This is a genomic window from Achromobacter aegrifaciens, assembly GCF_902859965.1.
Taxonomy (GTDB): Bacteria; Pseudomonadota; Gammaproteobacteria; order Burkholderiales; family Burkholderiaceae_B; genus Achromobacter; species Achromobacter aegrifaciens.
The window spans coordinates 1-20,862 of sequence record NZ_CADIKO010000004.1 but is presented as its reverse complement, the minus strand read 5'-3'; the positions used below and the strand labels follow the sequence as shown (position 1 = coordinate 20,862).

The following is a 20,862-nucleotide window of genomic DNA, read 5'->3' as shown; positions in this document are numbered from 1 at the left end:
GCCTTGCGCCGCGAAACCGCAGTCCATCCTTAGTCCAACCGGATACGCATGATGTCCAAGCTTCGCTCCCTGATAGTCTGGTCCGTCGTCTTCACCCAGGTCTGGTCGCCAGTATTGGCGCAGACCTTGCCGATTTCGGTGGACAAGAGCGTGGCGGGAGCGAAGCCCTCCGTCGGCGTCAGCAACGGCGTGCCGGTCATCAACATCGCGCCGCCGTCGGCGGGCGGCGTGTCCAACAACCGCTACACGCAGTTCAACGTCGGCCCGTCCGGCGCGGTGCTCAACAACAGCGGCGGCGCCAGCCAGACCCAACTGGCGGGGCAGGTCGGCGGCAACCCCATGCTGGGCAATCAGCGCGCCAGCACCATTCTCAACCAGGTCACCGCGCCCAACCCGTCGCAACTGCTGGGCACCTTGGAAGTGGCCGGCAACCGCGCCAATGTGATCGTCGCCAACCCGGCGGGCATTACCTGCAACGGCTGCGGCTTTCTGAATGCGGACCGCGCCACCTTGACCACGGGCAAGCCCCAGGTCGGACCGGACGGCAGCATAGGCTTCGATATCGCTTCGGGCAAGATCCGCGTCGAAGGCGCCGGCCTGAACGGCTCCAACCTCAGCCAGGTGGACCTGCTGGCGCGCACGCTGGAGATCAACGCGGACGTGTGGGCCGACAAGCTCAACGTGACCGCAGGCGCGGCGCGCGTCGACTACGCCACGGGTGCCGTGTCCGCCCAGGCGGGCGAAGGCGCGGCGCCGGAGGTGGCGCTGGATACCGCGGCGCTGGGCGGCATGTATGCCAATAGCGTGCGCCTGATCGGCACCGAGGCCGGCGTGGGCGTGAACATCGGCGGCAACCTGGTGGCGCTGACCGGCGACCTGCAGGTCACGGCGGCGGGCGACGTCCGGATTGCGCCGCGCGGCACCGCGCAGGCGGCCGGCAATCTGCGCGTGGACAGCGGCGGCGATCTGTCTGTCCAAGGCGCGGCACAGGCCGGCGGGACTGCCGCGCTTGCGGCTACGCGCGACGTTTCCGTGCAGGGCGCGGTCGGCGCGGGCGGCGCCTTGACGCTCGATGCCGGTGGCGATGTGGCTGTCGGCGCGCAGGGCAGCCTGCGCACGCAAGGCGCCTTGCGCATGGCGGCGGGCAAGGATCTCTCCTTGTCGGGAGGCTTGCTGACTTCGGATCAGGACTTGCGTGCGCAAGCCGGACGCAATCTGAAGGTGGCGGGCCAGGCGGTCGCGCCGCAGCCGGGGCAAGGCGGGAACACGGGTGGCGGGACCGGCGGGGGGGCAGGAACCGACAATGGTTCGGGCTCCGGCGCCGGATCGGGAACTGGATCTGGATCGGCCACCGGCGGCGAGCCCGGCAAGACTCCCGACCCGTCCGCGCCGGGCGAGCCGAGCGGCGGCGTTTCCACGGCGGGTGGCGTGGTTTCCGCGAAGGAAGGCGCCACGCTGCAGGCGGGACGCGACATGCTGTTGTCGCGCCAGGTTTATGCGTCCGGCGTGTTGCAGGCGCAGGCGGGCGCGGACGCGGTGTCGGAGGCCGGCGCGCAGCTGCAGTCGGCAGGAGGCATGACCATACGCGCGGGTTCAGGCGTCACGCTGGCCGGCGCGGCCCTGACCGATGGCGCGATGCTGGTCGAATCCACGCGCGACCTGCGCCTGGACGGTAGCGCCTTGGCTTATGGAGGTGCGCTGGACCTGAAGAGTGGCGGCGATCTGCGCATGGGCGCGGCCAGCAAGGCGCAGGGCAAGCGTGTGGGAATCGATGCGGCGCGCGATCTGCGAGCAGATGGCGAACTGGTGTCGGAGACGGCAGCTGAACTGAAGGCCGGACGCGAAGCCGCGGTGGACGCCCGGGTGTTGGCGCGCGGCGATCTGGACCTGAACGCGCAAGGCGCCACGGCCGTCACCGGACAGGTGGAAGCGCTGGGCCGCGCGCGGCTGCAGTCCGGAGCAGGCATTTCGCTTGCGGGTAGCCTGAGCGGCAATCAGGGCGTGGACATGCGCGCGGCGGGCCCGCTCGCCATCAGCGGCGCGGTGGGCGCGGCAGCGGGTGAACTGACGCTGGCTTCCGGCGGCGACCTGTCGGTCAGCGGCAGCGCGCAGGCAGGCGGCCCGGTCAGGTTGAGCACGCAGGGCGCGCTGAACGTGGCGGGTACGGTCTCCTCGCTGGCCGGATTGACGGCCCAGGCCGCGCGCGATGCCGCGGTCGACGGCAAGCTGCTGGCTGGCGGTCCGCTGCTGCTGGAAGCGATAGGCCAGATGGCGGCGGGCGCGGACTCGCGTCTGCAATCGGACGGCGCCATGCAGCTGCGCGCTGGCCAGAGCATGCTTCTGGCCGGCGTGGCGGAAACCAATGCCGGCCTGACACTGGGCGCGGGCCGCGACCTGCGCGTGGACGGCGCGGCGCTGGCTTATGGCGGCGTCCTGTCGATGGATGCGGGCCAGGATCTGCGTTTGACCAATGCCAGCCGCACGCAGGGCGAGGGCGTGTCGGCGCGCGCGGGCGGTGACCTGCAGTCGGACGGCGCGATGGCCGCGCGCGGCGATATCGCGTTGACCGCGGGGCGCGATGCGCAGCTCGGCGGCAAGACGGTCGCCACCAACGATGTGACGCTGGCGGGAGGACGTAACCTGGCCATTGCGCAGGGCGCGCAGCTGGAAGCGGAACGCTCGGCGCAAATCCAGGCTGGGCAGGACGCCACGCTGGCTGGCGCTGTGCGCACCAATCAGGGCATACGCATCGACGCCGCTGGCAAGCTGCGGCTGGACGGAGAAACCTCCTCGGTCGCGGGCGCCATCGATTTGCTCGCGGGCGGCGATCTGTCCGTGGGCGCGCAGGGCAAGGCATACGCGGGCGGCGCGCTCAGCGGCGCAAGCGGCGGCGCGTTGCGCGTGGACGGCGAACTGGCCGGCCAGGGCGCGTTGACTTTCGTATCGGTGGGCGGCGCTACGGTGAACGGCAAGCTGCTGTCCGGCGACGCCCTGTCGCTGCGCGCGGGCACGGACCTGCGCACGAGCCAGGCGGCGCAACTGCAATCGTCCAAGAACATGACGCTGAGCGCGGGCCAGGACGCCAGCCTTGCGGGCGCTGCCTTGAGCGATGGCGGCATCGCGATCAACGCAACACGGGAGCTGCGCGTGGACGGCAGCGCGCTGGCCTACGGCGGCGGCCTGTCGATGAGTGCCGGTCGCGATCTGTGGCTGGGCGATATCAGCAAGACCCAGGGCAAAGGCATCAGCGTTCTGGCTGGGCGCGACTTGGGCGCTGGCGGCGAGATGGTGGCGCCGGGCTCCGTGACGCTCACCGCGGGCCGGGACGCGGTCATCGGTTCCAGGCTCAGCGCCGACGGCGGCATAACACTGCGTGCGCAAGACACGGCGCAAGTCACGGGCCAGCTGGAAGCGACCGGCGTGGCCAGCCTGCAAGCCGGCGGCGACATGACGTTGTCGGGCGGCGTGCTCAGCAACCAGGGCACGGAACTGCGTGCTGGGGGCGCGCTGGGCGTCAGCGGCACGGCGGGTGCAGCGCAGGGCGCATTGACCCTGGCCTCGGACGGCGACATGACGGTGGGCGGCAGCGCCCAATCCGGCGGTCCCTTGTCCATGGTCGCGAAGGGCGCGCTGAACGTGGCGGGCACGGTGTCCTCGCTGTCCGGTTTGACGGCTCAGGCCGCCGGCGACGCGACGGTCAATGGCAAGCTGCTGGCCGGCGGTCCGCTGCTGCTGGAAACGCTGGGCCGGTTGGTGGCAGGCGCGGATGCGCGCTTGCAATCGGAAGACGCCATGCAGTTGCGCGCGGGCCAGGATCTGGTCCTGGCAGGCGAGGCGGAAGCCAACAAGAGTCTGACGTTGGACGCCGCGCGCGAGATGCGCGTGGATGGTGCGGCATTGGCCTACGGCGGCCAACTGTCGATGGACGCTGGCAATGATCTGCGCTTGGGCGACGCCAGCCGCACGCAGGGCGAGGGCGTAGCCGCGCGCGCCGGCGGCGATCTGCTGGCAGAGGGAACCATGGCTTCGCGCGGCGATATCGCACTGGTCGCGGGCCGCGATGCCAGCCTCGGCGGCAAGACCGTGTCCGCAGGCGACCTGAAGCTGGATGGCGGGCGCAATCTGGCCATCGCCCAAGCCGCGCAACTGGACGCGGAAGGCAAGGCGCAACTCAAGGCGGGGCAGGATGCGATGCTGGCGGGTGCTGTGCGCAGCAACTTGGGCAACCGCATCGAGGCAGCCGGTGCGCTGCGCTTGGACGGTACGACTTCCGCGGTATCGGGCGCAATCGAGCTGCTCGCCGGCGGCGACCTGACGGTGGGCAGCGCCGGCAAGGCGCTGGCGGGCGGCGCGCTGCGCGGCGAGAGCGGCGGCGCGTTGTCGGTCGCGGGCGAACTGGCCGGCCAGGGCGCGTTGACTTTCGTATCGGTGGACGGCGCTACGGTGGACGGCAAGCTGCTGTCCGGCGACGCCTTGTCGCTGCGGGCAGGCAAGGACCTGCGCACGGGACAGGCCGCGCAACTGCAATCGTCCAAGAACATGACGCTGAGCGCGGGCCAGGACGCCAGCCTCGCGGGCGCTGCCCTGAGTGATGGCGGTATCGCGATCGACGCGGCGCGCGAGCTGCGCGTGGACGGCGGCGCGCTGGCCTACGGCGGCGAATTGTCCATGACTGCCGGCAGCGACCTGCTGCTGGGCGCAGCCAGCAAGACGCAGGGCAAGGGCGTCACGGTCCAGGCGGCGCGCGACCTTGTCACGGCCGGCGAAATGGTGGCCGCCGGATCGGCCGCCCTGACGGCGGGCCGCGATGCGGTGTTCGGCGCCAAGCTCGGCGCCGACGGCGACCTGACGCTGCGCGCACAGGACACGGCGAGGGTCACGGGCGACCTGCAAACCACGGGCGCGGCCAGCCTGCAAGCTGGCGGAGACGTGGCGCTGTCGGGCAGCCTGCTCAGCAACCAGGGCACGGAGTTGCGCGCGGGAGGCGCGCTGGACGTCAGCGGCACGGCCGGCGCAGCCTCGGGCGCATTGACCCTGGCCTCGGACGGCGACATGACGGTGGGCGGCAGCGCCCAATCCGGCGGTCCCTTGTCCATGGTCGCGAAGGGCGCGCTGAACGTGGCGGGCACGGTGTCTTCGCTGGCCGGCTTGACGGCGCAAGCGGGAACCGATGCGTCGGTGACGGGCAAGCTGCTGGCTGGCGGCCCGCTGCTGCTGGAGGCGATAGGTCAGTTGCAGGCCGGCGCGGATGCGCGCCTGCAATCGGAAGGCGCCATGGCCTTGCGCGCCGGCCAGGATCTGGTGCTGGCCGGAGAGGCGGAGACCAACAAGGGCCTGACGCTGGATGCCGGGCGCGACGTAAAGGTGGACGGCGCGGCGCTGGCCTACGGCGGCCAACTGGCCATGAACGCGGGCAAGGACCTCCGCTTGGGCGACGCCAGCCGCACGCAGGGCGTGGGCGTGGAGGCGCGCGCCATGGGCGATCTGCTGGCGGGCGGCGTGATGGCCGCGCGTGGCGACATCCTCTTGAACGCGGGACGCGATGCGCGCATCGATAGCAAGGCTGCAGCCACCGGCAACACGTCGCTGATTGCAGTGCGTGACCTTGCCATGGGCAAGACGGCGCAATGGGACGCCGAAGGCGCGTCGCGCGCCCAGGCCGGCCAGGACATGACGCTGGCCGGCGTCTGGCGCGGCAACGGCGACATGAACGTCGATGCCGCGGGCAAGCTGTCCGTGGACGGCACGCTTGCCGCCAGCGCCGGCGGCCTGAGCTTGAACGCCGGCGGCGACCTGTCGATGGGCGACATGGCGCGGGTCGCGGCCAAGGGCGCGGTCAACGTCACCACGCTGGGCGATCTCCGCGTGGCGGGGGCGCTCAGTTCGCTGGACGCCCTGACGCTACAGGCCGCGCGCAACGCGGCAGTGGCGGGACAAGTCTACGCGGCACGCGGCCTGGACCTGAAGGCAGGTCAGGCGTTGACGGCGGCAGGCGGCTCGCACCTGCAGTCCGACGCATCGATGACGCTTGCGGCCGGGCAGGATCTGACGCTCGCAGGCACGGCGCTCGCCGAAGGCCGCATGTCGCTGGACGCGTCGCGCGACCTGCGCGTGGACGGCAATGCGCTCGCCTATGGCGGGGCGCTGCAGCTCAAGAGCGGCAATGACCTGCTGCTGGGCGCGGGCAGCCAGCTGCAAGGCAAGGGCGTGCAGGCTGACGCCGGGCGCGACCTGGCGCTGGGCGGCGTTCTGGTGTCCACCGCGGACGCGGAACTCCAGGCGGTGCGCGATGCGCGCGTGGACGGCAAGCTGGGCGCCGACGGCGCGCTGGATCTCGGCGCAGGGGGCAATCTGCGCATCGGCGCGGCGGCGCAACTGGACGCCGCGGACCAGGCGCGGATCGCGGCTGCGGGCAATCTGGAGATGGCCGGCGTCGTGCGTGGCGACAAGGGGGCAAGCCTGGACGCCGGGGGGCGACTGGATATGTCCGGCACGGCGGCATCCGCCAACGGCGCCCTGAATCTGAAAGCGGGTGAAGACCTGGTCTTGACGGCCGGCAGCCGGGCGCTGTCCGGCGGCGCGCTGCAAGCGCGGGCGGGCGGTTCGCTGACGGCGGCAGGTACGATTTCCTCGCTGGCCGATCTGATCCTGGAGTCGGTTGGCAACATCAGCCTCGACGGCCAGAACCTGGCGGCCGGCAATCTGGCGCTACAGGCCGGCGGCGCGCTGGCCACTGGCGCGAACGCGCGCCTGCAGGCCGATGGCTCGGTCGATGTGCAGGCCGACAGCGCCGCCTTGGCGGGCACGCTGGTGGCCGGGCAAGCGGCGACGCTGCGGATCGACAAGGATCTGGCGGTGGACGGCACGGTCCTGGCCGATGCGGGCGCGCTCAAGGTGGACAGCGGCGGCGCCATGACGCTGGGCGCCTCAAGCGCGCTGCAAGCAGGCGGACTGCTGCAAGCACAGGCCGGCGGCAAGCTGCTGGCAAACGGCACGATTTCGGGCGAGCAGGACATCACGCTGAAGGCCGGCACGGACGCCGAACTGAACGGCAAGACCGTCGCCAACGGCACGCTGCGCGCGGACGCGGCCGGGAACCTGAGCATCGGCCAGGCCGGCCTGGCCCAGGGCAGCAGCAAGCTGCTGCTGGGCGCGGGCCAGGACCTGCGCATCGCAGGCACGGCGGGCACCGCCACGGGCGCGGGCGCCGCGGGCGGCGTCTTGCAGGCGCAGGCGGGCCGCGACCTCTTCATCACGGGCACGGCGACCGCCGGTTCCCCCATCGTCCTGGGCGCGCAGCGCGACATCCGCATCGACGGCATCGCCACTGCGCTGGAAGGCGGCCTGACCGCTGACGCAGGCGCGAACCTGCTCGTCGGCGCGGGCGGCAGGATACAGGCCTTCGACGGCCTGAGCGCGCGCGCGGGCGGCAACCTGGGATCAGACGGGGTCATTGCCGCGGGCGGCGGCCTGACGCTCGCCGCAACTGGAGACGTCCTTTTGGGCGGCCTTGCTGCCGCCCTGGGCGAACGCGCGGCGGGCAATGCCTCGATCACCGCGGGACGCGATCTCGTCGTCAAACAGAACGGCCAACTGCAAGCCGCAGGCACGCTGACTGCCCGCGCGGATCGCGACCTGTACGCAACGGGCGCCCTGAGTTCGGTGGGCGACATGCTGCTGGCCGCCGCGCGCGACGCGCGAGTGGACGGCACTGCCGCCACCGATGCCAATCTGACGCTGACGGGCCGCGACGTGACCGTCGGCACGGCCGGGTTGGCGCAGGCCGGCCGTACGTTGACCGCCACCGCGCAAGGCGCGTTGCAGGCGGCCGGGCGCATGCTGGCCGGTGGCTCGCAGGCCTTGACCGCGGGCGACAAGATCACGGTCGACGGCACGGTCGCCGCCTTGCAAGGCGACCTGTCGCTCACCGCGCAGCGCGGCGATATCGCATTAGGCGCGGCGTCGCGCTTGCAGGCAGGGGGCGCGCTGACCGCGCAGGCAAACGGCGCGTTGACCGCGCTCGGCTCGGCTGCGGCGGAACAAGGCATGACCTTGCGGGCCGGCACGGACGCGACGCTGGGCGGCATCGCCGCCACGCAGACTGGCAACCTGGTCGCCAGCGCCGGCGGCAAACTCACCATCACGGCGGACGGCCGCTTGCAGTCCGGCGCGGCGCTGGACCTGAGCGCGGGCGGCGCGCTGCTCAACGCGGGCATCGCGTCCGCGGGTACGAACGCCAAGCTGTGGGCGGGATCCACGCTGGACAACACCGGCTCAGTGCTGGCTGGCGGCGATCTCATCGCCACCGCCTTGGGCCAGCTTTCCAATGCCGGCCGCTTCGTGGCGGGCGTGGGCGCCGACGGCTCGCTCAGCCAGCCGGGCAGCATCAGATTGACCGGGGGTTCCATCGTTCATGGCGGCACCAGTCTCGCCGGCCGCGATCTGAGCCTGTCGGCAGGCAGCCTGAACCTGGCGGGCGGCAAACTGTCTGCCATCGGCAAGGTCACGCTGGCCACGGCGGGCGACGTCGACAGCCGCAACGCGGTCGTGCAGGGCGGCACCCTGGACATCAGCGCCGCCAATCTCTACAACCAGGGCGGCAAACTGACGTCGACGGGCGATGCCGCGATCAAGCTGGGCGGCGGCCTGAACAACACCGGCGGGGTGATCGCAGCCGCAGGCAATGCGAGCATCGAAGCCGCAAGCATCGTCAACCGCGACGGCACGCTGGCCGCGCGCGACCTGACCATCACCGCCACGGGCGCGGTGGACAACCGCGGCGGCCTGATCCAGGCCGACAACGTGCTGACGCTGAACGCCGCCAGCCTGGACAACAGCGGCACGCTGACCGCGGCCGGCACGCCGCCCAAGGGCGTGCTGGGCAAGGTCGTCTCCATCATGGCGGACCGCGTCAACAACCAGGGCGGCTCCATCGAAGCGATCGAGGACCTGACCCTTACCACCAAGGAACTGGACAACACGGGCGGCGCCGTCGCTTCCCAAGGCAACGCGCGCATCGTCGCGGACACGCTCAAGAACACCCAAGGCACGCTGCAGGCGGGCAAGAGCCTGACCGTCATCGCGCAGGCGCTGCAAGGGCTGGGCGTGCTGCAATCCGCGGGCGACCTGTCGTTCGCCTATGCCGGTCCGCTGAACCAGCAGGGCGACATCTCCAGCGGCCGCGACCTCAACCTGTCGGTCGGCGGCGCGATGGACAACCGCGCCAAGATCAGCGCCGGCCGCGACCTGAGCATCTCGGCGGACTCGCTGAATAACCAGGCCTCCGGCCAATTGCTGGCCGGAGGCCAGAACCGCATCACGGTGACGCAGGGCCTGACCAATGCCGGCCTCATCGACGGCGGTTCCACCCGCATCACCGCAGGCCGCGTCGACAACACCGGCCGCATCTACGGCGATGCCGTGTCGATCCAGGCAGGCGCTCTGGTCAACGGCGCGGGCGCGGGCGGCGGCGCCGTCATCGCGTCGCGCGGGAACATGGACCTGGGCGTGGGATCGCTCATCAACCGCGACCACGCGCTGATCTACGCAGGCGCCGACCTGCGCATCGGCGGCGCGCTGGATGCCGCCGGCCGTGCCATCGGCCAGGCCGGCTCGCTCCTGAACGCCTCTGCGACCATTGAGGCTGCAGGCAATGCCGACATCTCGGCCGCGTCCATCCGCAACCAGAACGACCGCTACACCAGCGAAACGGTGCAGGTGTCCAGCACGTCCAAGGTGTACTTCACCCCGGCCGGCACCACCGACATGTACGACGCCGAGACCAATTGGCTGTGCGACGAAGTGACGCCGATGTGCAGCAAGGATCCGGCCTGGCTGAACGACGATCCGGAACGCATGTTCCTGTTGCCGTCCACCAAGTATCCGGCGTCGCGTTATGGGCCGCCGTTTGATTACGCGCCTAGTCTGAAAGGCAAGGGCGGCACGACTTCGCCCATCACTCCTACCTACACGCCGGTCACCATGGTGTGTGACGGTCCCGGCGGCGATGCGGGTGCGACCTGCTCGGACGTTCCGGAAAAATTCCGGTACGGCGCCCAGGAGCGCATCTGGTCCGTCTTCGGCGTGACGCCGCCGTCCGGCCCCATGCCGGTCTGGACGGAGCCTGAGCGGGCCTGCTACAACCGCGCCACCTGCGACGCCGAGAAAGCGCGTCGCCAGGCCTACGAAGAAGCCTATGCTGCGTACAAGGCGCCGCACATGGTGCTGGATGCGCGCATCCGGGAATTCAACGCCGACTTCAATAGTCGCCTGGTCGGCACGTTCGTGTACTACCGGGTGCAGGAGACCGTCACCGAGACCCGCACCCTGTCCTCCGATCCCGGCAAAATCCTGTCGGGCGGGTCCATGACGCTCACCGGCGACGTCACCAACGATAAGAGCCAGATCGCCGCGGGCGGCGCGCTCACAGTGGCGGGCCCTGCCATCAACAACATCGGCGCGGGCGGCGTGCGCACCATCACGCGGACCGGGACCATGACGGAAACCCAGGCGCGTTCGCGCGACCGCAAGGAGTATTCCAGCGCTTACAACGCCACCCTGGCCGGCCAGCCCATCGAACTGCCAGTCGGCACGTCCGGCGGCAACGTCGCTGTCCAGCTCAACGGCTCCAAGCCCGGCGCCAGCAATGGCGGCGCCGCGCCCGGGCCGGTGCTTGTCGCCAGCGTCGGCCTGCCCGGCGGCACGGTGGTGCGCACCGTCTCCAATCCTGCCGGCATTCCGGACAGCCAGCTCTACACAGTCAACGGCAGGCCGGATGCGCCCTACGTCGTCGCCACCGATCCGCGCTTCGTCGGCCAGCGTCCGACCGTCTCCAGCGACTACCTGTTGGACCTGCTGAGCCAGCCGGGCGCGCTGCCCGGCACCACCATCGGCAACGGCGCCGGCTCGGGCGGCGGCCTGGCGGGCCAACGCAACGACCAGCCCGGCACGGCCGGCACGGTCAATGCCGGCGTCGGCGCAGGTTCGGTCTCGACCCCGGGCCAAGGCGGCGCGTCCGTTGGTGCCAGCAGCGGCCTTGAAGGCCAGCGTATGGACGGCCAAGGCGGCTCCGGCCCCGTCAATGCCGGCGTCGGTTCGGGTTCGGTCTCGAATGCCGTCCAGGCCGGCGCCACGGTCGGCGCCAGCGGCGGCCTGGACGGCCAGCGCCTGGACGCGCAGGGCGCATCCGGACCCGCCGGCGCCACGCTCGGCACGGGCGGCTCTCTGTCCGCCAGCGGCGCCACCGCCGCGGCCGACGGCCAGAACCTGTCCGGCGCGCGCCTGGGCAGCTGGGATTCCCTGGCGCCCGCGGGCGCCAAGTTCCTGACGCCCTCGGGCCAGCCCAAGCGCCTGGGCGACGGCTTCTATGAACAGAAGCTCGTGTCCGATCAGATCCTGGCCACCACCGGCCAACGCTTCCTCGACAAGTACAGCGACAACGACAGCCAGTACAAGGCCCTGCTTGCCGCCGGCGCGCAATTCGCCCGCGACAACGGCGTCCAGCTCGGCGTCGCGCTGACCGAGGCGCAGCAGCGCCAGCTGACCACCGACCTGGTCTGGTTGGTCGAGCAGACCGTCACGCTGCCCGACGGCACCACCGAGACCGTGCTGGTCCCGCAGGTCTACCTGCTGGTGCGCGCAGGCGACCTGAAGGGCGACGGCACTCTCATGGCCGGCCGCAACGTCAAGCTGGAAGCCGAAGGCGACATCGTCAACAGCGGCACCATCGGCGCGCGCGAAGCCACCGTCATGACCGCCGGCAACATCGTCAACCAGGGCGGCGGCCTGATCCAGGGCGCCACCGTCGACCTCGCCGCGCGCGAGGACCTGACCAACCTGGTGTCGCTGATCAAGGGCGACAACGTCGCCCTGAAGGCAGGACGAGATATCGCCCTGACATCGACCGCGGCCTCCGAGAATTTCGGCAGCACCTGGGGCACGCACGTCAGCGGCGTGGCCCGCGTCGATGCCGACAACCTCAACATGCAGGCCGGACGCGATATCACCCTGACTGCGGCGCAAGTCTCGGTCAAGGACGATGCACGCCTGCAGGCCGGGCGCGATATCGCGCTGGAAACGCTTACGGAGAGCCATGGCGAAACGCTGGTTCTGAACAAGAAAAATCGCCACGATCTGAGCACAAGTTCGGAAGTCGGCTCGAGCATCGCCGCGGGCGGAAATCTCGCGCTGGTCGCGGGGCAGGACGTCAATGCGCGTGCGGCCGAAGTCAACTCGGAACAGACCTTGGCCGTCGTGGCGGGCCGCGATATCAACATCAGTGCAGGAGAGGCATCGACCTACGCGCGCGACGAAGTCTCATTCAAGACGCGCAGTTTCCTCTCCAGCAAGAGTACGCACAGGATCGACTCGCAGTCGTCCACGCAAGCGCAGGCATCGACGTTCAGCGGTGATGAGGCCATTTTCCAGGCCGGGAGGGATTTCTCTCTCTCGGCCTCGCAGGTTCTTGCCAACAAGGATCTGACGATCGATGCAGGCCGCGACATCGTGGTCGCCGCTGGAACCAATACCTACGCGGAAAGCCACTACGAACGGATCAAGAAAAGTGGCTTCTCTGTAGGCGGCTTGGGAATTTCCTACAAGACCAGCGACGCGCAATCCAAACAGACGGTCGATGGCGCTACACAGAGCGACGCGAGAAGCCTGTTGGGAACCACGGGCGGCAACGTCATCCTGACCGCTGGACGGGATGTATTAGTTGCCGGCAGCGACCTAGTTGCGGGCAAGGCGGAAAAAGACCTGGCCGGCGAGACTGGAAACATCGACATCCAGGGAGAGAACGTCGCGATCATCGCGGGCCGCGACGTTGAAAACACGCACAGCGAGTATTCGCTCAAGCAAAGCAGCTTTGGCGTGGCGGTGGTCGGGACGGTGATCGACACCTTCAAGAACCTGGCTGCAGCGGGTTCCACCAAAGGCAAGGTCCAGGAACTCGCGCACAGCGGCGCCACCAATCCGGGCGTGACATTCTCGTTCAACAGCAGCAAGAGCAGCGGTTCGTTCGACTCATATAGCCAAGTCAGTAGCGGTTCCTCGCTCAGCGCGGCAGGCGACATCCGCATTCGCGCCACGGGAAGCGGCGAGCGGGATGGCTCCGGACGCGCGCTGGATGGCGATGTCGTCATTTCCGGCTCCACATTGCGCGCCCAGGAGGGCGTGGTGCTGGACGCCCAGCGCAACATTGCGGTCGTCGGTTCGGACAACCGCCAGACGCAAAACAACAAGGAATCCAGCAAGAGCACCAGCTTCTCGTTCGGAAGCATGAGCCTGGGTGATATCGGGCGTGCCGTCGATGGAGGACCGAACTCCGGCGGGGTCAAGATGTTCCCCTACGGAAGTGAATCTGCCCGTTCCAAGGAATTGACGTCGGGCACATGGCAGACGTCCTCGCTCATCACCGGCAACACTGTAAGCTTGAATAGCCGTGATGGCGATATCCGCATTGCCGGCTCCGCCATCGACGCGGTCAACAACGTTGGCCTCACTGCGCGGCAGGGATCGGTCGTCGTCGATACCGGGAGCGCCACGCGCGAACACAGCAGCAGCTACAGCAGCAAATCAGTGGGCGACCTGGGCCGCGAAGGCAGCGGCTTCACGGTGGGCGTGCGCAGCAGTAGCGGCAGCCTGGACGAACGCAGCAGCACGCCCAGCGCCGCGGGCAGCACGATTACCAGTCGGCAGGGCGACGTCTCCATCATCGCCCAAGATGACTTGTTGATACGTGGTAGCGACATTCGCGCGGGCCGCGACATGTTGTTGGGCGGGCAGACTGTCACGATTGACGGCAGCTACGACACCAGCGTCTATCGCCGGTTCCAGGAGACCAGTCAGATCGGCGTGACTGTCAGCGCCAGCAACCCGGTTGTCAGCGCGGTGCAGAGCACCAACCGCATGCGCGAGGCTGCCCAGGAAAGCAATAATGGGCGCTTGCAGGCCATCGCCGCCGTCGCGGCGGGCCTCGCGGCGAAGAATGCGTATGACGCCGTGGCCAAGGATCCCGCCAGGGCAGGCGGCATCAGCATCAACGTGGACCTGGGCGCCAGCAGCGCCAGTCAGACCAGCACCGGACAAAGCAGCACCGCCAGCGGCGCAGCCATTGCAGCCGGCCGTGACCTGACGATCATTGCGGCAGGCAAAGGCGAACAGTCCGACATCATCGTGGCCGGCTCCGACCTCGCGGCAGGCCGCAACGTGCTGCTGGACGCGCAAGGCGATCTGCTGCTTATCGCGCAGCGGAACACATCCAGCCAGAAAACCGACGGCAAGAGCAGCAACGCCAGCATAGGCGTGGGCTTCTCCCTGGGCGGAAGCCAGCAAGGCTTCAGCATCAACCTCGGCGCGGGCGGCAGCAAGAGCAAGTCGGATGGACAAGCCTCGACCTGGAACAACACCCATGTCCAGGCTGGAAACACGCTGACCATGAACTCCGGCGGCGACACCGTGCTGCGCGGCGCGCAGGCAAGCGGCGATCGCATCCTGGCAACCGTGGGCGGCAATCTGCTCGTCGAGAGCCTGCAGGACATCAATAGCTTTACTGCTCGTGACCGCAGCGTGGGCGTGCAGGTCAGCCTGTGCATTCCGCCCATCTGCTATGGCGCCAGCTCGGTAAGCGGCAACTATGGCAAGACCAACATCGACAGCAAGTACGCCAGCGTCACCGAACAGACCGGGCTATGGGCGGGCGATGGCGGCTTCCAGCTGGACGTTGCCAAGAACACCGGCCTGATCGGCGCAGTGATCGCCAGCAGCGACAAGGCTGTAGCCGACGCCAGGAACGTCTTGATCACCGGCACGCTGACCAGCCGCGACATCGAGAACCGCGCCCGCTATGAAGGCCAGTCCCTGCAATTGGGCGGGGGCGTGAGCTTTGGCGGCGGCAAGGAGGACGGCAAGGACAAGAACAACGTCGGCACGGATGGCAAGGGCGAAGCCGCGGGCGGCTCCAAGGCGACGCCGAATTCGAACCTGCCTGCCATCAACGGCGTCAGCGCGGTCCCGCCTGTGCCGATGGGCGCCAAGGGCGAATCCAGCTCCACGACGCTCAGCGGCATCAGCGGCGGCAAGATTGTCATCCGCGACGAGACGGGCCAGAAGGCGCAGACGGGCCAGACGGCAGCAGAGGCAATCGCTAGCCTGAATCGCGACACCAAGGACACGCTGAACAGCCTGGACCCGATCTTTGACGAGAAGGAAGTGCGGGCCGGCTTCGAGATCGTTGGAGAGACTGGACGCCAGATGGGGCAGTTTTTGGCGAATCGGGCGGCGGAAGCCAAGGCGCTCTCTGACGAGTTGACCGCTGAACTGAAGAAGCCCGGTGGAGGGGACTCCGCACGTATTGCGCAGCTAACTGATGATCTGGGCGATGCGGCAAAGTGGGAGCCCGGCGGCCAATACCGTCTGATCGCCACCGCGATTCTGGGCGGTGTGACAGGCAATGTTACCGGTGGTGTTTCTGAAGTGGCGAAAGCCAGCGCAGTCAACTACCTCCAGGGGTTGACCGCGCAACAGGTCAAGCTTTACTCGGATGCGTTGGGCGACGGTGCGGAAGCACAAGCTGCACGCGCCGCGCTGCACACGTTGGTGGGATGTGCTGGAGGCTCGGCGCGCGGTGAGGGTTGCGGGGCTTCCGCGCTAGGCGCGGGAGCTGCCTCCGTGGTGAACGCCTTGTTGGATGCCGCCAGCGGCAAGTCTGGTTCGGCCTTGTCACCGGAAGACAAGGAGGCTCGTAGCAATCTGGTGTCCTCGCTGTTGGCAGGCGTCGCTGTCGGGCTAGGAGCGGATGCGAGTGCGGTGGTTAACAGCGGCAGACTGGAAACGGAGAACAACGCGGTAGCGACCCTGCTGAAGCGCGGTGGTATGGCGGCGCTAGGGGCTTGCTTCCGGTCACCGGCATGCGAAGAGAAGGTGATCGGGCCAATCGCATTCGCAGCGATCACAGCGATGACCGCAGACTTGATGGGCAAGACGCCTGGCTTGTCGGAGGACCAAGCGCTGTTGCTGGCGGTTGTTCAGTACATTGCAACAGGCGGCGAACCCCAGAGTATTCCAGGGAAACCCGGAGACCCGGTGCCGCCGGTAGGTGTGCCGCCGGGTGGTGGTGGAACGGTGCCGGACACGCAGTTGCCTGGTAAGTCGGGGGATGTGCCTGAGATTGGAGGGGTGCCGGGACAGGAGAACAAGGGGCCGGCGGGGGGGACAACTACTATTACTCCCATTCCCAGCACTGCTGAGGCAACAGTAATATTCCAACATGGAGACGGGCAGCGAACTGGGCGGCCATATGTTTCCTCAGGCGCAGAAGTAACTCCGGAGATTGTCGAGGTGGCTTTACGAGGTGACCCGGCCTTTGGAGTGCAGGGAGCCGTTTCCCTGCCCGCCATCCAGCGCTATGTAGATCGTCTGCTAGCAGGGGAGATGCCGCCGCCGATCAGGATGGATGGGGATTTGATCGTCGACGGAAATCATCGGTACATTGCAGCACGAATATTAGGGCGCAACGTTGAAGTGATTCAGTGGGCGTCGCCGGGATCGTTGCAGAGTAAGCGAAGTTCTATCTCTAATATATCAATCGATCTGACGGATTGGGGGAATCATTGATTACTCTTAGATATCAAACAGGCGAATTGTTTACGGTTAATCTGAATAGTTTGATTGGGGCGAATTTTCGTAATGCAAACTTTCATCGGATAATTTTCGATGAAATGAACTTGCGAGATGCTGATTTTTCGGGTGCGATATTGAGAAACGCCGGATTTGTTGGGGCTGAAATTTCTGGTGCAAAAATGCAAGACGCTTCGCTTATGAATGCATACTTCATGGGGGCGAAAATGCTTGGTGCGAAACTGAATAACGCAATTTTGGTTGGAGCTGACTTCACGGGAGCCGATTTGACGGGGGCGACATGCTTTAACGCCAACGCACGATTCTCGTGTTTTCATAGGGCGAAAATAGTTGGTGCTGATATGAGGGTTGAGAATGCTGAGCAGGCTCAGTGGGTAGACGCAACTTATGATGCAAAGACACTGTGGCCAATGGGGTTTGATCCCGAAAAATATGGTGCCATACAGATATAGAAAACGTGTCAAAAATAAGTTATCAGACTCTGAGGTTTTCCCAGGAACTTCCAAGGAAATCCATTTTAATTCAGAGGCTTGAGGTGCGAGGCGAAGTCTGAAGACTCGCTCGTATGTGAACAGGGCGTGCATTGTCAAAAAAGATACCGTCTTGCCCGTCAAGAGATTAGGCGTAATCGGGGCGATAGGATGAACGCGTTTTGAGCACACCGAAGCAGAGATGAGCAAGCTTTCTCATTGCAGCGCCGAGCGCGGACATCTTGCTTTTACCGGCGTCTAGCAGTCGGGCGTAGAGGGCTTGAATATGCGGGTTATAGCGCGTGGCCACAATCGCGGCCATGTACAGCGTTGCTCTCACTCTTGGCGGCCGGCCTTGGATAGACAAGGTCGGCCATTGAGGCTGGTTCCGGATTGCCGCTGTACGGGAATCAGCCCCAGATATGCCGCCAGGCCCTCCGCTGAGTTGATTCGCCTGTTGTGCATGATCGATAGGATCGCGTTCGCTGCTTGCGGTCCGATGGCAGGGCCTAAAATAAGGTGTCAGACTACATTTTCCAAATATGAAAATGTAGTCTGACACCTTTTTTTCCGCGAATTGGATCGACGGTTTTTACAGAAGTACCTAATTCGGGAAATGCTGCCATTTTCCAGGGGGGCAACGGATGACCAAGTTCGGCAATATTTTATGGAGTTGTCTGGTGCCACTGACATGCCTGCTGCTACGAATATTCCTGGGCGAGGAAATATTTATGTGATCAATACACCACAAGGGAATTTTACTTTGCGAGACTTTTCCAGCTCGTCGAGCCAAACCGGGGCAGCATGGACGATTGATTTGCCGGGTGCTTCTGTGGGTAAGAATTTCAATCCTGAAATAAAATTCTTGAGATGATCATGCTTGTAAGAAATGAGAAAGAAATTGTCAGGGATTCATTAGGTTTGTGGATATCTGGATTGTTTAGTGCTGTGTGTGGGTGGAACAAAAATGCATCTTTTATCGAAAAAAAAGAGTTTTTCTTTTTAATTCTGGAAAGGTTGCTTATAGAGAGAAAAGTGATTTTTATTTTGCCGGGGGCTGATTGCTATGTTTCACCGACCAATCCAAATCCCAAGCTGACAGTCGAAAATGTGGGAGCTCAATGGCGCGCGCCTGTATCGGAAATAATAAGTTTCTTGCGGAGTCGGTTGCCAGATTCGGTTAATGATGAAAATGACGAAAATTTAAAATATTATTTCTATGAATTGCCGGGATTGATATGGGTCGAGGAGGATGGGCGGCTCGTGGCATCTTGAGGAAATTTTTTTCTATTTTTATATAGAAAAAAGGTGTCAGACTGGAGTTACCAGGGTTCAGTGGGCAGGAGTAGCATCTGAACCGATTGGGGATGATCTATGTCCAAAAAATATGGTGTCAGACTACATTTTCCATAGCCGAAAATGTAGTCTGACACCATTTTTTGCGGGGGCATCATCCGAGCAGGTTGCTCGTCAACTCCATCAAATGCGTCGAGACTTGGGCGTTCAGTACAAGGATCTGACACCTGCGCCAGAGCTTGAGGTGATATACGCTAGAAATCTCAAGACCTATGGCGATAAGCTGGGGCCAACAATTGATTGGCTTAGGGCTAAAGGTAAGAGTTGGGAGCAAATTATTGAATCCTCAAGTCGACCTGGGGGTAAGGATTTAGGGTTGTAATAATGAGTATGAACATAGAAAAAATAATTCTCGGTGATGAGTATGATGATGCGCTCAGAGATGCTCTTCGTATTGTTCTTGTAAAGAGTGGAGCGGTCGGTGTTGATAAAACTTGGGGTGTTGGCGGATCTCAAGAGATTGAAGCTTTGGTGGTTAGGCTTGGTAGTGATTTGATAACGGTAGAGGCAGAGACTTTTGTCGGTCTAACCGTCAGTGGGCCGAGTGAGATTGTGAAAGATATTGCTCTGAAAGTAAGGATGCAGTTGAGACTTTAGTTCCTAAGCTGCAAAAGGGGCTGGGACAGGAAAAAAAAGGTGTCAGACTACATTTTTCACACCTGAAAATGTAGTTTGACACCTTTTTTTCCGAGTGCGGTGGTTAACAGCGGCAGACTGGAAACGGAGAACAACGGGGTAGCAACCCTGCTCAAGCGCGGTGGGATGGCGGCGCTAGGGGCTTGCTTCCATTCGCCGGCATGCGAAGAGAAGGTGATCGGGCCAATTGCATTCGCAGTGATCACAGCGATGACCGCAGACTTGATGGGCAAGACGCCTGGCTTATCGGAGGACCAAGCGCTGTTGTTGGCGGTTGTTCAGTACATCGCCACCGGTGGCGAGCCACAGAACATTCCAGGGAAACCCGGAGACCCGGTGCCACCGGGTGGGCGTGCCGCCGGGTGGTGGTGTGGGAACGGTGCCGGATACGCAGTTGCCTGGTAAGTCGGGGATGTGCCTGAGAGTGGTGGGGTGCCGGGAAAGGAGAATAAGGGGCCGTGGGTGGGGGTCACGACCACTACGTCGTTGCCGGATGAGCCCGGGCCATGGTTAATATTTGATAAAGGCGATCTTGGTGGCTCAGAGTATGAAGAACGAGCGCTACCGGGGATTGGTCGACCGTTTCGTGAGCCAAATCCTGATTTTCCACCTAACCATAATGTTGTGGAAGCGATGAGTGATCCGCAGGTGCAGAAGATGGTGAAGGATGTTACGTGCGCAGATTGCTCGGACATTGCGGCCTACTTGTATAAGGAGGCGGGACAAAAGGGGGCAATATTGAATGTTAAACCCGCTCTGCGAAATAACCTGAACGTTCTGGAAAATGGAGTATTAGAAAAAAGGCAAACTTACCATCAAGTTTACTCCGATGGGCAGTACGTATACGATCCACGAGTGTCGTCACGACCGGTGCCGCAAGGTGATTGGCTTCAATTGATGAAAGGGACCAATCCTGACGGAATTTCAATTTCAAAGATTAAGTAGGGGGCGGCATGAATAAGAGTCTGGCTGATGGTGATGAACTATATAAAGTAATAGAAGAGTTTTCCGATTTGGAATGGAGAAAGTTCCAGACGAGAATGGTAATGGTTAGATTGAAAGGGGGAGGGGTCTATCAGAGAGATAATTCCAAAGCCCCTCCGTTTACAACAATTAGATTTAGGAGTGAAAATCGAGAATTTGTCGAAGAACTGCGAAAGGCAGTAGAAGGCTACGAGGGAGATATGGTTTGGAAGATGTTTCCGCACCAAAGATTGATGTTTCCGGATGTCAATTGGGTGATTCGTCCTGCTTTTGTTGACGAAGCGGTTGCAATGGCGGGAGAGGATGTAGGGAATTCACAAGATTTTATGTCGGAGCATTATCCTGACTTTGCGTTGAAAGCGTATAAAGATATGTTGGGATTGGCCGAACATGTTCGCAAAGAGCTTGAGAAAAAATATAAGATATGAGATTAAGGCGTCAGGCTGGAATTGCCAGGGAGTATGGTGTCAGGATGGGAAAAATATGCCGTCTTGTCCGTCGAGATATTAGGCGTGAGAAAAGGTGTCAGACTACATTTTCCAAATCTGAAAATGTAGTCTGAGCTAACCCGGGTTTTCCGGACACCCGAAGAAGTAGACAATACTTGAAGGAGGTGTCCCATGGATAAATCCAAACCCGAAGGCAAGCCGCTTGAAGCCAAACGCCCGTATCACAGTCGAGAGTTCAAGATCGAGGCGGTCAGACAACTGGAGGAAGGCAAGGTCAGCGGCACGCAACTATCGCTGATGCTGGGCCTGAAGCGGTCGATTATTTACCG

Annotated in this window: 7 protein-coding genes and 1 pseudogene; 7 read left to right on the top strand and 1 reads right to left on the bottom strand. The window is 64.4% G+C overall.

The annotated features are described in order from the left end of the window. The first annotated feature begins 51 nt into the window (after nucleotides 1-51). Together HV793_RS24650 and HV793_RS24645 are read left to right on the top strand one after the other, a co-directional pair. Nucleotides 52-16,614, top strand: a complete 16,563-nt coding sequence (locus HV793_RS24650) for a hemagglutinin repeat-containing protein (RefSeq protein ID WP_175214079.1) — start codon at nucleotides 52-54, stop codon at nucleotides 16,612-16,614. Next, nucleotides 16,611-17,090, top strand: a complete 480-nt coding sequence (locus tag HV793_RS24645; RefSeq protein WP_166738406.1) for a pentapeptide repeat-containing protein — start codon at nucleotides 16,611-16,613, stop codon at nucleotides 17,088-17,090. Before HV793_RS24650 ends, HV793_RS24645 begins: the two co-directional genes overlap by 4 nt. Nucleotides 17,091-17,256: 166 nt before the next feature. On the opposite strand, the pseudogene HV793_RS31270 reads toward HV793_RS24645, so the two are convergent. After that, nucleotides 17,257-17,615: pseudogene (locus HV793_RS31270) on the bottom strand (transposase); the annotation flags it as partial. 109 nt (nucleotides 17,616-17,724) lie between these two features. On the opposite strand from HV793_RS31270, the gene HV793_RS24635 reads away from it, so the two are divergent. The 5 genes from HV793_RS24635 to HV793_RS24615 all read left to right on the top strand — a co-directional run bounded on the left by HV793_RS24635 (nucleotide 17,725) and on the right by HV793_RS24615 (nucleotide 20,512). Beyond that, on the top strand, nucleotides 17,725-17,982 hold the full coding sequence (locus tag HV793_RS24635; protein ID WP_217481788.1) for a hypothetical protein: 258 nt from the start codon (nucleotides 17,725-17,727) through the stop codon (nucleotides 17,980-17,982). 2 nt (nucleotides 17,983-17,984) lie between these two features. Continuing rightward, nucleotides 17,985-18,383, top strand: a complete 399-nt coding sequence (locus tag HV793_RS24630; protein ID WP_175214078.1) for a hypothetical protein — start codon at nucleotides 17,985-17,987, stop codon at nucleotides 18,381-18,383. Between the two features lie 405 nt (nucleotides 18,384-18,788). Further along, nucleotides 18,789-19,061 (top strand): hypothetical protein, encoded by a 273-nt coding sequence (locus HV793_RS24625; protein WP_125472611.1) that lies wholly within the window; start codon nucleotides 18,789-18,791, stop codon nucleotides 19,059-19,061. A gap of 501 nt (nucleotides 19,062-19,562) precedes the next feature. Continuing rightward, entirely contained in the window at nucleotides 19,563-20,045 is a 483-nt protein-coding gene (locus HV793_RS24620) for a hypothetical protein (RefSeq protein WP_175214077.1), read from the top strand. Between the two features lie 8 nt (nucleotides 20,046-20,053). Further along, nucleotides 20,054-20,512, top strand: a complete 459-nt coding sequence (locus HV793_RS24615) for a hypothetical protein (RefSeq protein WP_175214076.1) — start codon at nucleotides 20,054-20,056, stop codon at nucleotides 20,510-20,512. Nucleotides 20,513-20,862: the final 350 nt, after the last annotated feature.

What these genes read in the sequence shown, in the direction of transcription:
- HV793_RS24650 (WP_175214079.1), top strand. Translation starts at nt 52, where the DNA reads ATGTCCAAGCTTCGCTCCCTGATAGTCTGGTCCGTCGTCTTCACCCAG.
- HV793_RS24635 (WP_217481788.1), top strand. Translation starts at nt 17,725, where the DNA reads ATGCTGCCATTTTCCAGGGGGGCAACGGATGACCAAGTTCGGCAATAT.
- HV793_RS24630 (WP_175214078.1), top strand. Translation starts at nt 17,985, where the DNA reads ATGCTTGTAAGAAATGAGAAAGAAATTGTCAGGGATTCATTAGGTTTG.
- HV793_RS24625 (WP_125472611.1), top strand. Translation starts at nt 18,789, where the DNA reads ATGAGTATGAACATAGAAAAAATAATTCTCGGTGATGAGTATGATGAT.
- HV793_RS24615 (WP_175214076.1), top strand. Translation starts at nt 20,054, where the DNA reads ATGAATAAGAGTCTGGCTGATGGTGATGAACTATATAAAGTAATAGAA.